This window comes from Streptomyces hiroshimensis (assembly GCF_014650335.1).
GTDB lineage: Bacteria > Actinomycetota > Actinomycetes > Streptomycetales > Streptomycetaceae > Streptomyces > Streptomyces hiroshimensis.
This window is the reverse complement of record NZ_BMUT01000008.1, coordinates 221,851-233,169: the sequence shown is the minus strand read 5'-3', so window position 1 is coordinate 233,169 and position 11,319 is coordinate 221,851. Positions and strand designations below refer to the sequence as shown.

Genomic DNA, 11,319 nt, shown 5'->3' with positions numbered 1-11,319 from the left:
ACCGGAAGGGGTGAACAGAGGTGACTTTCCAGGAGATGAGGCGTTGCCTCGCGCTATGCGGGGGCTTCGGCCCCTTCGAGCCGCGGGACCGCCGCGAGCAGGCCCTTGGTGTAGGCGTGCCGGGGCTCCTCGTAGACGGTGTCGGCCGGGCCCTCCTCGACGATCCGGCCGCCGCGCATCACGACCAGCCGGTCGCTGACCTGCCGTACGACCGCGAGGTCGTGGGCGATGAAGACGAGCGCGAGGCCGAGGTCGCGCTGCAACTCGCCGAGCAGGCGCACGACCTGTGCCTGGGTGGTGACGTCGAGCGCGGAGACGGGCTCGTCGCAGACGATCAGCTTCGGCTCGGGCGCGAGGGCCCGTGCGATGCCGATGCGCTGCCGCTGGCCGCCGCTGAACTCGTGCGGGTAGCGGTGGTAGACGCCGGGGTCGAGCCCCACGCGCTCCAGCAGCTCCCGCACGCGCGCGACGATCGCCGCGTCGTCGAGCTTCCCGGCGGCGCGCAGCGGGTCGGCGATCGACTCGCCGACGCTGCGCCGGGGGTTGAGCGAGGAGACGGGGTCCTGGAAGACCATCTGCAGCTCGCTGCGGAAAGCGCGCAGTTCGCGCTCCTTCAGGCCGCCGATGTCGCGGCCCCGGTAGCGCAGTTCGCCGCCGGTGGGGGCGAGGAGGCGGACGAGCATGCGGCCGAGGGTCGTCTTGCCGCTGCCGGACTCCCCCACGACGCCGACGGTCTCGCCGGGCCGTACGGTCAGCGACACGTCGTCGACGGCGGTGACGGCGTCCTTGCCGCGGCCGAACCGCCGGGTGAGGCCGGTGGCTTCGAGCAGCGGGGCGTCGTCCGCGCCGGCGCCGCGCACGCCCGCGCCCGGGCGGCGGACGCCGACCCGCGGGACGGCCGCGAGCAGGTCGCGGGTGTACGTCTCGCCCGGAGTGTCGAGCAGGGTGCGGACGGGGCCGCGCTCGACGGCACGGCCGTCCTTCATCACGAGCAGCTCGTCGACGCTGCCGGCCGCCACGCCCAGGTCGTGGGTGACCAGGACGAGGCCCATGCCGGTCTCGGCGCGCAGGTCGCGCAGGAGGTCGAGGATCTGGGCCTGGACGGTGACGTCGAGGGCGGTGGTGGGCTCGTCGGCGACCAGCAGGCGCGGCTCGCAGGCGAGGGCCATCGCGATGAGGGCGCGCTGGCGCATGCCGCCGCTGAACTCGTGCGGGCGGGAGCGGGCGCGGCGGGCCGCGTCCGGGATGCCCACGCGGTCCAGCACCTCGGCCGCACGCGCGCGTGCGGCACGGCGGGAGGCGTCGCGGCGGTGGACGCGGTAGACCTCGGCGATCTGGTCGCCGATGGCCTGGTAGGGGTCGAGGGAGGAGAGCGGGTCCTGGAAGACCATGGCGGCGACGCCGCCGCGCAGCCGGCGCAGAGCGGCGTCGTCGGCGGCCTGGACGTCGTGACCGGCGACGGTCACCGCGCCGGTGACCTCGGCGCCGGTGTCCCGGTGCAGCCCCAGCAGCGCGTAGGCGGCCGTGGACTTGCCGGAGCCGGACTCGCCGACGATGCCGAGGGACCCGCCCTGCGGGACGGTGAACGACAGGCCGTCGACGGCCCGTACGAGGCCTCCTCCGGCCCGGCCGCCGTCCCCGGCCGGGAAGGCGACGGAGAGGCCGGAGACGGCCACCAGGGGCTCGGACGTACGCGGTTCGGACGTCATCGCAGGGCCACCCTTCGGTCCGCAGCGGCGTAGAGCACGTCCGCCACGATGTTGGCGATGACGACGGCGGTGCCGGTGACCATGACCACCGCGACGACCACGGGCAGGTCGAGGGTGGTCGTGGCGTGCACCAGCAGCGCCCCGATCCCGGGCAGGCCGAACATCATCTCGGTGAGGATCGCGCCGCCGAACATCGACCCGAAGTCGGCGGCCGACAGGGCGATGACGGGACCGACGGCGCCGCGCAGGGCGTGGTGCGTGACGAGCTTGCGCTCGGCGACCCCGTAGGCGCGGAAGGTGCGGATGTGGTCCTCGGCCAGCGTCTCCAGCAGAGAACTGCGCGTGAGCCGGGCGTACTTCGCCGATTCGAGCAGCCCGAGCGCGACCCAGGGCAGCAGCATGTTCCAGGCCCACTGCTCGGGGTCCTCGGTGAGCGGCACGTACGAGGGGAAGGGCAGCCAGGCCAGGTAGGCGCAGAAGAGCATCAGCAGGCCGAGGCCGCTGATGAAGACGGGGGTGGCGGTCCCGGCGAGGGTGAGCCAGGTGAGCACGCGCTCCGTCGCGCCGCCGCGGCGCAGCGCGGACAGCAGGCCCGTGGCGGTCCCCAGCAGCAGGGAGACGGCCATGGCGCCGACCGCGAGCGAGGCGGTGGCGGGCAGCCGCTCGATCAGCATGTCGGTGACCTGCTGGTTGTTCTGGTACGACAAACCGAAGCACGGGGCGTCGCAGTGCAGCACCGCGGTGCCGGTGGAGTAGTCGTGCCCGGCGACGATGCCCTGCAGGAAGTGCCAGAACTGGAGGTACACAGGGTCGCCGAGGGAGAGCTGATCGCGGACCTGGGCGATCTGCTCGGGGTTGCAGCGCGGGCCGCAGGCCAGGCGGGCGGGGTCGCCGGGCGCGATGTAGAAGGTCGCGTAGACGACGACGGAGAGCACGAGGAGGACGCCGAGGGCGCCTGCGGCGCGCCGCAGGAGGTATCCGGTCACGCCGCGCCTCCCGCGCCGCTCGTGCGCGCCTTGCGCCGGCTCCGGCCGACGCGCAGCCGTGAGGCCTCGCGCGGGTCGAGCGCCGTGCGCACCCCGTCGCCGAGGACGGTGAAGGCGAGCGTGGTGACGAAGAGCATGAGCGCCGGCAGCAGCACGTACATGGGGTCGGCGCGGAACCAGGTGGTGGCCGACGAGAGCATGTGGCCCCAGGAGGGGGTCGGGGGTTTCACGCCGACGCCGAGGAAGGACATGCTCGCTTCCAGCACGATGTTGGTGGGCAGCAGGACGGCCGCGTAGGTGATCACGGGCGCGGCGAGCGAGGGCAGCAGCTCGCGCCGGGCGACGCGCCAGGTGGAGCCTCCGGTCAGCCGGGCGGCCGAGACGAAGTCGAGCTTCATCAGGCTCATGGTCTGGGCGCGGACGAGGCGTGCCATGCCGCCCCACTGCAGCAGCCCGATGGCGATGGCGAGCAGCACGGGGCGCGGGAAGTCCGCGGGGACGACGGCCATCAGGGCGATGGCGAAGACGAGCAGGGGCATGGCCACCATCACGTCGGTGATGTGGGTGAGCACACTCTCGACGAAGCGGTTGCCGAGGGCGGCCGCCAGGCCGAGGCCGACGCCGACGAGGATCTGGACGGCGGTCGCGCCGACGGCCACGAGCAGCGAGACCCGGGCCCCGTAGACCAGGCGCACGAACAGGTCGCGTCCGGTGCCCGGTTCGACGCCCAGCCAGTGCTCGGCGCTGACGCCGCCGAAGTCGCCGAAGGGGACGCCGCCGCGGGCGGAGTCGACCAGCGTGTCGTGGTAGCTGTTCGCGTCCTGGCCCTCCAGCGCGGCCAGCAGGGGCGCGGCGACGGCGATGAGGACGAGCAGGCCCAGCACGGCGGCGGCCGCGAGCGCGGACTTGCGCGCTCTCAGCCGCCGCCAGGCCTGCCGGGCGCCGGAGGCGGGAAGGGCTCCCGCCTCCGGTTCCCTGCCGGTGAGGAGATCGGTGGTCACTTGACCGCGACCTGCGAGATGTCGAGGACGCCGGTCCAGTTGCTGATGACGACGTTCTTGACGTCCTTGCCGAAGAGGCGCTTGTAGACGGGGTTGAACAGCGGCACGGTCAGGGCCTGCTCGCTGATCTTCTTGTCGAGGGCGCCCCAGCGCTGCGCGGCCGCGTCATGGTCGGTGATCTTGTTGATCGCGTCGATCTCGTCGTTGACCTTCGGGTCGTCGAGACGGGCGGTGTTGAAGTTGGCGGCTTCCTTCACGATCTGCCGGCCGTCGAAGATCGGGGCGAGGAAGGGACCGCCGGAGGGCCAGTCGGCACCCCAGTGGGCGATGAAGAGGCCCGGCTGCTTCTCGAAGCTGTGGATCTTCTCGTCGTAGTCGTTGTCCTCCAGCCCCTCCAGCTTGACGGTGATCCCGGCCTCCTTGAGCGCGGCCTGGACCGCGGTCGCGATCTCGGGGCTGGTCTCGAAGTTCTGGGCGGTGGAGTGGGTGAGGGTGATCTCCAGGCCGTTCTCGTGACCGGCCTCCTTCAGCAGCTCCCTGGCCTTGGCCGCATCGCCCTTGGCGCCCGCCGGGAAGTGGTCGTAGGGCGTGTAGCCGAGGGGCTTCTGGCGGGGCAGGAAGGTCGTCGTGGGCTCGGCGAGCGAGGAGCCGCCCGCGGCGTTGACGACGCTCGTGCGGTTGATCGCGTAGGAGATCGCCTGGCGGACCTTCGGGTCGTCGAAGGGCTTCACCGTGGGGTTGAAGGCCAGGTAGGAGGTCTGGCCGAAGTGGCCGGTGCCGACCCGGCCGGCGAGGTTCTTGTCACCGGTGACCTGGGCGAGCTCGGCCGGGCCGAGGTTGGTGTCGGTGGTCACCGCGGCGGCGTCGGGGCCGGAGCCGGTCGACAGGCGCTGGTTGATGACCGCGGAGGACAGGCCCGACTTGATCTCGATCCGGTCGGGGTAGGCGTGCCGCTCCTTGTCCGTGTCCTCGGACCAGTTGGGGTTGCGCTCCAGCGTCATCTGCTCGCCGTCGCCCGCGTTCTTGACGACCTTGTACGGACCGGAGGAGACCGGGTGCTCCGCGTACTTCGCGCCGGTGTCCTTGGCCTTGGGCACGGGGGCGAACTGGGTGGAGGTGGCGAAGTAGGGGAAGTCGCCCTCGGACTTGCGCAGCTTGAAGACGATGGTCTTCTCGTCGGGCGTCTCGATGGAGTCGAGGCCCTTCTTCTCCTTGTACGGCCCCTGGTACGTGTCGCCGCCGATCAGCCAGTCGCGCAAGTAGGGGGCTCCGCCGGAGAGTTCGGCGGCGAAGGAGCGCTCGACGCCGTACTTGATGTCGGCGGAGGTGATGGGCGAGCCGTCCTCGTACTTGAGGCCGTCCTTCAGCTTGTACGTCCAGGTCTTGGCGTCGTCACTGGGGGTGCCGGTGTCCGTGGCGAGGTCGGGGACGACCTTGGTGCCCTCGGCGCCGTTGGCGCGGTGGCGGGTGGTGAGGGTGCGGTAGACGAGGGAGGGGACGTTGCCGCCGCCCGAGGTGTACAGGCGGGCCGGGTCGAACTGCTTCTGCGGCGCTCTGTTGAGCACCGTGAGCGTGCCGCCCTTCTTGGGCGCGCCCTCGGCACCGCCGCCCTTGGCGTCACCGCCCTCCTTCGGGCCGCACGCTGCCGCGCCCCCGATCAGGACCACACTGACGGCGGCGGCCGCCACACGGCGGGATATCGCGGGAAGTTGACGCATGACGGAGGAGGCCTTTCGCGGAAGCGGGAGAGCGAGGGGGTGAGCTGCTGAGCCGGAAGCACCCACGGAAGGCGGCGGAAGGGAGCGCGCAGGCGCTGGACCGCCCCCCGGCGGACGCGACGCTGCTTGCGGAAGTGCACGGAGGTGCAGAAATGCAGAAGTGCAGACGCGGAAAAGTGCTCGGGGGAAGAGTGCGGTCTCAGCGACAGTGAATGTCGGCGACGCTGTGCGCGGCCACGCCGATCAGCGCCAGCTCGAAGCCGGCGCTCTCGGGGGCGTGGTGGTGCGACATGCGCAGAAGACTGAACGAATTTTCGCCCCCTGTCCAAGGTGTCTCATATCCAGAGATGGAACATCCCGGAGAGCGAGACATTGGATCACGGGTACGGCCAGGCGTTCGGCTTGCAGGTGACGCCGTCCGTCGTCAGGAACTTGGTCTGCTGCATCATCACCGGGGCGAGCGCGCCCTCCTTGGAGCACGTCTCGTGGTCGTGCCCGAGCCGGTGGCCGACCTCGTGGTTGATGAGCATCTGCCGGTAGGCGTGCATCTTGTCGCCGTACGTCGCCGCGCCCTGCGCCCACCGGTAGGCGTTGATCATGACGCGGTCGGTGGCGGCGGAGTCGCAGGAGACGTTGTCCTGCGTGGTGTCCAGGCCCGACTTGGCGCACCAGACGCCCGTGGTGCCCGGGCTGGCCAGCGTGATGATGAAGTCGGCGTGGCCGGAGGAGACCCGCTCGAAGGTGCGGGTGCCGCCGTGGCCCCAGCTGCGCTCGTCGTTGAGCGTGCGGTGCACGGCGGTGGCGAAGAGCTCGCCGTCCAGCGGCAGGCCCTTCTCGACGTCGACGCGGTAGCGCAGCACCTCGCCCCGGCCGGGAGCGCGGTCCGAGCCGCCGATGGTGTCGAAGGAGCCGCTGCCCTTCGCCTTCTCGTCCAGGGGGTACTTGCGGTCCATCTTCTGCTCGTACGTGACCGGCTGGGCGACGCCGCCGTTGGGCGTCGGGCGGCTGTCGGAGCGGGAGGCGGCGTCCGGGCTGTTGCGCTCGACGTCCGCCGGGCGGGCCTGCGCCTGGGTGTCCGTGCCGTCCTCGACCTGTCCGGCGACGACGACGGCGAGCACGGCCGTCACGACGGCGGCGGCCACGCCGGTGGCCGTGCGCGCCACGGCGCCGCCGGGCTTCGCCGGGGAGGCGCCGCGGGAGCCGCCGGTACGGGGGCGGGCGCTCCCGGGGCGGGGCGCGGGCACGCGCGTGGGGGCGGCGGCAGGACCGCCGGGGACGGCTGCGGCGGTGGGCACGCGCGCGGAGCGTCCGGCGGAGTCGCTGCCGGCGGCGGGAGCGGGCACGCGCGCGTGGAGGCCGGCCGGCGCGCTGTCCGGATCACCGTCCCGGGCGCCGCCCGGGGCGGTGGTGGAGGCCGGGGCGCCGCCCAGCCAGTACGGGGAGTAGGCCTGGTCCACGAAGGCGGCGTGCCCGGCGGGATCCGCGGAGGCCGCCGGTGCGGCGGGCTCCCTCTCATAGGCCGTCACATAGGCCGTGTCGGCGGCATGCGCCGCGCCGGGGGCATGGGCCGTGCCGGCACGGTCCGTACCGCGGCCCGCCTCGTAGGAGGACTCGCCGGAGGGCTCGTAGGAGGCCTCGTAGGAGTAGGAGGAGGGGTGGGCGGAGTCGTAGGGGGCGCCAACGGAGGTGAGGGAGGCATCGAAGGGGGTGTCATAGGACGTCGCGTCCTGGCCCGCTCCGTACCCGCCGAGGTATCCGGCCAGCCGCGCGTCGTAGCCGGGCACGCTCCCCGGCCCGTACGCCCCCGCGTTCGCCGCCTGGGCACGCTGCACGCCGATGACGCCCCAGCCGACGCCGACCTCCTGGCGCTGCCCCGGGAAGCCCTCGGGACCCGCCTGGCCCGCCGGCCCCGCCGGTCTGACGGGGTCGCGGAGGGGGTCGCCGTCGCCCTCCCCGGGGGCGGCCGCCGGCTCGTGGCCTGCCGCGGCCGGTCCGCCGCCCGCAGCGGGAGCTGCGGGCGCGGCGGGCCGGGAGACGGCACGGGGGGCGCGTGCGCTGTGTTTACCCACGAGGCGAGGCGCTCCGATCGGCAGTGGCGGTGGTCGTGAGCAGGTCGCGGAAGGCACGAGCCACCGCGTCCGGGTCCTCCATCATGGCGACATGTCCTGATTCCACCAGCGTCAGCAGCCGCGAGTCGCGGAAAGTCCTGCTGGCGCGGCGGGCCATCCGGATGGAGACGAGCTGGTCGCGCATTCCGTAGACCAGAAGAGTAGGGGCAAGGACGCGCTCGGCCTGCCGCCACAGCGAATGCTGGCCCCCAAGGGTGTATGCGTCGACCACTCCGCGTGCAGAGCGGGCCATGGCGTCCCAGAAATAGGGGAGCTCCAGCCGCCGCTCGTACTCCGCGGTGGCCAGCGCGAAGCCCTCGGACGTCACCCGTCCGGGGTCTCCGTAACAGAGCGCGAGGACGTCACGCGTACGCCGCTCGGGTGTCCACTCCTTCGTCATCCGGGCGAAGAGGGGGGCCACGCCGGGCACCGCGAGCAGTGCCGTGGGCACCGCCGTGCGCTGCGGGCGCAGCTCGGGCAGCGCGGGCGAGATCAGGGTGAGCGTGCGGACGAGGTCCGGGCGGACGGCGGCCACGCGCGTCGCTATGGCGCCGCCCATGGAATTGCCGACGAGGTGCACGGGGCCGCGGTCGCTCGCGTCGAGGTAGCGGATGACCACGCGCGCGAAGCCGGTGATCGAGTAGTCACCGTCGTCCGGGGGCGGGGAGTCGCCGAAGCCGGGCAGGTCGAGCGCCTCGCAGTCGATGTCGCCGGCGAGCAGCTCCATGAGCGCCGACCAGTTCTGCGAGGAGCCGCCGAGGCCGTGGATGCACAGCGCGGGCGGCAGCCCCTGGGCCCGGGGCGGGCGCGAGCGCACGGCCAGCGTGACGCCGGGCAGCGTCACCGTGCGGACCTCCTCGCCCTCGCTGACGCGCGAGGGCCGACCGGGAGGCACCACGGGGACGGTACGGGCATCCGGTGACTCGGTCGAAGACATGCGGGCAATGTTACGAGACGATCACGCCGGGCCTGTTGTGGCGGGCGTCACAGATCACCTGGCGGTGCGGGGCCTTGTCTCCTAGGCTCGACCGCAAGGAGTACGAGGGCGCACATCCCGGATACCGGAAAGAGGTTCCGTATGCCTGTCGACCCGAGCGACCCCGATACGTTCGAAGACTTCGACGAGGAGGACGCCGACGTGACGGAATTCGACGCCGAGGCCCCGGAAGCCGACGCCGCGGAGCAGCACGCCGACCTCGCCCAGCACCGCGACGATCCGCTGGCCCTCCTGGACCCCGCCGCGGCCAACGTGGCCGACGTCGCCGAGCAGGCGCGTGTCGTGGACCTGGACGAGGACGACTACCGCTGATCGTGACCGACCGCGGAGTCATGGGCTGAGCTGCGCCAATTGTCAGGATTTTGTCAACTTCCCACAGCGTCCGGTCCGTGAAATTCTCCGCTCCGACCACGCACGCCCGGGTTACCCAAAAGTACGATGGCGGACGCGGTGCACACCGTGCAGTGAACGATCATGGGAGGCGGCGTGACAGCCATCGAGCAGACCGAGGCGCGGCCGCGGGGCACGCGCCTGCCGCGCCGAGCCCGACGCAACCAGCTGCTGGGCGCGGCCCAGGAAGTCTTCGTCGCACAGGGGTACCACGCAGCGGCGATGGACGACATCGCCGAGCGCGCCGGCGTCAGCAAGCCGGTCCTCTACCAGCACTTCCCCGGCAAGCTGGACCTCTACCTGGCCCTGCTGGACCAGCACTGCGAGAACCTGCTGCACGCGGTGCGCACCGCGCTGGCCTCCACGTCCGACAACAAGCAGCGCGTCGCGGCCACCATGGACGCCTACTTCGCCTACGTGGAGGACGAGGGCGGCGCCTTCCGCCTCGTCTTCGAGTCCGACCTGACCAACGAGCCGGCCGTGCGCGAGCGCGTCGACAAGGTCTCGCTGCAGTGCGCCGAGGCGATCAGCGACGTCATCGCCGAGGACACGGGCCTGTCGAAGGACGAGGCGATGCTGCTGGCCGTGGGCCTGGGCGGCGTCTCCCAGGTGGTCGCGCGCTACTGGCTCTCCAGCGAGAGCACGGTGCCCCGCGCCACCGCCGTCCAGCTGCTGACCTCGCTCGCCTGGCGCGGCATCGCGGGCTTCCCGAAGAACGCCCCCGAGCAGGGCTGACCCGGCGCCGGGCGGTACGGCGCGCGGCCGCACCGCCTGTTCGCTGCCAGCGTGCGGGGCCCGGCCCGGCACGGGGCCGTCCCGGGCTAATGTGTGGACGAATACCCACACCTTCGGAGGGACATAAGCCGTGGAGGTCAAGATCGGCGTGCAGCACGCGCCGCGCGAGATCGTCATCGAGAGCACGCAGAGTGCCGAGGAGGTCGAGCGGGCGATCTCCGACGCGCTGGCCGGCAAGGCACCGCTGCTCAGCCTGGAGGACAGCCGCGGCCGCAAGGTCCTGGTCCCGTCCGAGCGCCTGGCGTACGTGGAGATCGGCGAGCCCGCGACCCGCAAGGTCGGTTTCGGCGCGCTCTGAGCCCGCGCTTCGGAGGCTGCAGAGGCTTCGCACGGCGGGGCCCCGGTGAGGAATCACCGGGGCCCCGCCGTTGTCTTTACGAGTGCATCCCTGTCTTTACGGGTGCACCCCGGTGCAGAACGGACGAGGGTTGCCGCGCGCCCCCGAGGGGTAGTACGGCTTCGACCGGTTTGCACCCGCTCCTCGCCCCGGCACGGGAGGGAAGTGACCATGATCCTCTGGGAAGCGCTCGGCTCGGTCCTCATCGGACTCGCCGTCTCCTACGGCGCCCTGCGCTGGCTGCCCGAGCGGTACGGGCAGTTCCGCTCGCGGACCCTGACGCTGGCCACCGGTCCCGTCGCGGCGCTCTTCGGCGCCCTGCTCGCCCACTCGGTCCTCGGCCCGGGCCAGACGCCCGCCACGCTGGCGGTGTCGCTCGGGGTGGCCGTGGCCCTGCTGTCCCTGCTGCTGCGCCAGGGAGACGGGGCCCGCCGATCAGCCACGGCCTGAAGAGGGCCGCGAACAGAGCTGCGAAGAGGGCCGCAGCGGCCCGGGCCGGAGCCCGGGCCGAAGGTGTCAGGCCGCGAGGCCCAGCGCCGCCATGCGCTTGGTGTGCGCCTCGGTGATCCGGGAGAACATCTTCCCGACCTCCGCGAGGTCGAAGCCGTCGGCCACGCCGCCCACCAGCATCGTGGAGAGCGCGTCGCGGTCGGCGACCACGCGCTGCGCCTGCGAGAGCGCCTCGCCCATCAGCCGGCGCGCCCACAGCGCGAGGCGGCCGCCCACGCGCGGCTCGGCCTCGATCGCGGCCCGCACCTTCTCGACCGCGAAGCTCGCGTGGCCCGTGTCGTCCAGCACGGTCAGCACCAGGGCGCGGGTGTCGGAGTCCAGCCGGGCCGCCACCTCGCGGTAGAAGTCACTGGCGATCGAGTCGCCCACGTAGGCCTTGACCAGGCCCTCCAGCCAGTCGGACGGCGCGGTCTGGCGGTGGAACTCATCCAGCGCGGCCGCGAAGGGCTCCATGGCGCCGGTCGGCTCCGCGTCGATCGCGGCCAGCCGGTCGCGCAGCCGCTGGAAGTGGCCGAACTCCGCCGCGGCCATCTTCGCCAGCTCGGCCTTGTCGTCCAGCGTCGGGGCCAGCTTGGCGTCCTCGGCGAGGCGCTCGAAGGCGGCCAGCTCGCCGTAGGCGAGGGCACCCAGCAGGTCCACGACCGCCGCGCGGTACTGCGGGTCGGCGGATGCCTGAGCCCAGTCCTGGGCGGCGATCCCGGTGAGCGCCTCGGCGGGCTCGTTGGCGTTCTCAGCGTTGTCGGACGTCTCCATGGAGCGCACAATAGC

At 72.5% G+C, this 11,319-nt stretch carries 12 protein-coding genes; 4 read left to right on the top strand and 8 right to left on the bottom strand.

The window, feature by feature from the left end:
- Positions 1-53: 53 nt before the first annotated feature.
- The 7 genes from IE241_RS19735 to IE241_RS19710 all read right to left on the bottom strand — a co-directional run bounded on the left by IE241_RS19735 (position 54) and on the right by IE241_RS19710 (position 8,459).
- On the bottom strand, positions 54-1,709 hold the full coding sequence (locus IE241_RS19735) for a dipeptide ABC transporter ATP-binding protein (protein ID WP_190023107.1): 1,656 nt from the start codon (positions 1,707-1,709) through the stop codon (positions 54-56).
- Complete coding sequence (locus tag IE241_RS19730) at positions 1,706-2,695, bottom strand: ABC transporter permease (RefSeq protein WP_190023106.1); 990 nt, start codon at positions 2,693-2,695, stop codon at positions 1,706-1,708. Before IE241_RS19730 ends, IE241_RS19735 begins: the two co-directional genes overlap by 4 nt.
- The gene (locus tag IE241_RS19725; protein ID WP_190023105.1) at positions 2,692-3,696 is read right to left on the bottom strand and encodes an ABC transporter permease; all 1,005 of its coding nucleotides are present in this window, start codon (positions 3,694-3,696) and stop codon (positions 2,692-2,694) included. Before IE241_RS19725 ends, IE241_RS19730 begins: the two co-directional genes overlap by 4 nt.
- Complete coding sequence (locus tag IE241_RS19720; protein WP_190023104.1) at positions 3,693-5,414, bottom strand: ABC transporter substrate-binding protein; 1,722 nt, start codon at positions 5,412-5,414, stop codon at positions 3,693-3,695. The genes IE241_RS19725 and IE241_RS19720 overlap by 4 nt, the downstream gene beginning before the upstream one ends.
- 199 nt (positions 5,415-5,613) lie before the next feature.
- Positions 5,614-5,706, bottom strand: a complete 93-nt coding sequence (locus IE241_RS34995; protein ID WP_373300719.1) for an Ms4533A family Cys-rich leader peptide — start codon at positions 5,704-5,706, stop codon at positions 5,614-5,616.
- A gap of 85 nt (positions 5,707-5,791) precedes the next feature.
- The gene (locus tag IE241_RS19715) at positions 5,792-7,483 is read right to left on the bottom strand and encodes a DUF3152 domain-containing protein (protein ID WP_229899513.1); all 1,692 of its coding nucleotides are present in this window, start codon (positions 7,481-7,483) and stop codon (positions 5,792-5,794) included.
- Entirely contained in the window at positions 7,476-8,459 is a 984-nt protein-coding gene (locus IE241_RS19710) for an alpha/beta fold hydrolase (protein WP_190023103.1), read from the bottom strand. Before IE241_RS19710 ends, IE241_RS19715 begins: the two co-directional genes overlap by 8 nt.
- Positions 8,460-8,600: 141 nt before the next feature.
- Between IE241_RS19710 and IE241_RS19705 the strand changes: the two genes are divergently transcribed.
- The 4 genes from IE241_RS19705 (at position 8,601) to IE241_RS19690 (ending at position 10,491) form a co-directional block, all read left to right on the top strand.
- Positions 8,601-8,831 carry a hypothetical protein gene (locus IE241_RS19705; RefSeq protein ID WP_190023102.1) on the top strand — a complete coding sequence of 77 codons (231 nt, stop codon included), beginning with the start codon at positions 8,601-8,603 and terminating at the stop codon, positions 8,829-8,831.
- Between the two features lie 174 nt (positions 8,832-9,005).
- On the top strand, positions 9,006-9,644 hold the full coding sequence (locus IE241_RS19700) for a TetR/AcrR family transcriptional regulator (protein WP_058047134.1): 639 nt from the start codon (positions 9,006-9,008) through the stop codon (positions 9,642-9,644).
- 130 nt (positions 9,645-9,774) lie between these two features.
- A complete protein-coding gene (locus IE241_RS19695) occupies positions 9,775-10,002 on the top strand; it encodes a DUF3107 domain-containing protein (protein ID WP_058046123.1) in 228 nt (75 codons plus the stop codon).
- Between the two features lie 210 nt (positions 10,003-10,212).
- Positions 10,213-10,491 carry a hypothetical protein gene (locus tag IE241_RS19690; RefSeq protein ID WP_190023101.1) on the top strand — a complete coding sequence of 93 codons (279 nt, stop codon included), beginning with the start codon at positions 10,213-10,215 and terminating at the stop codon, positions 10,489-10,491.
- Between the two features lie 66 nt (positions 10,492-10,557).
- On the opposite strand, the gene IE241_RS19685 is transcribed toward IE241_RS19690, so the two are convergent.
- Positions 10,558-11,304, bottom strand: coding sequence for a ferritin-like fold-containing protein (locus IE241_RS19685; RefSeq protein WP_179082514.1), 747 nt, complete (start codon positions 11,302-11,304; stop codon positions 10,558-10,560).
- Positions 11,305-11,319: the final 15 nt, after the last annotated feature.

Bases quoted from the DNA above. Each gene is read 5' to 3' on its own strand.
- IE241_RS19735 (WP_190023107.1), bottom strand. From the start codon at position 1,709: ATGACGTCCGAACCGCGTACGTCCGAGCCCCTGGTGGCCGTCTCCGGC.
- IE241_RS19720 (WP_190023104.1), bottom strand. From the start codon at position 5,414: ATGCGTCAACTTCCCGCGATATCCCGCCGTGTGGCGGCCGCCGCCGTC.
- IE241_RS34995 (WP_373300719.1), bottom strand. From the start codon at position 5,706: ATGTCGCACCACCACGCCCCCGAGAGCGCCGGCTTCGAGCTGGCGCTG.
- IE241_RS19710 (WP_190023103.1), bottom strand. From the start codon at position 8,459: ATGTCTTCGACCGAGTCACCGGATGCCCGTACCGTCCCCGTGGTGCCT.
- IE241_RS19705 (WP_190023102.1), top strand. From the start codon at position 8,601: ATGCCTGTCGACCCGAGCGACCCCGATACGTTCGAAGACTTCGACGAG.
- IE241_RS19690 (WP_190023101.1), top strand. From the start codon at position 10,213: ATGATCCTCTGGGAAGCGCTCGGCTCGGTCCTCATCGGACTCGCCGTC.
- IE241_RS19685 (WP_179082514.1), bottom strand. From the start codon at position 11,304: ATGGAGACGTCCGACAACGCTGAGAACGCCAACGAGCCCGCCGAGGCG.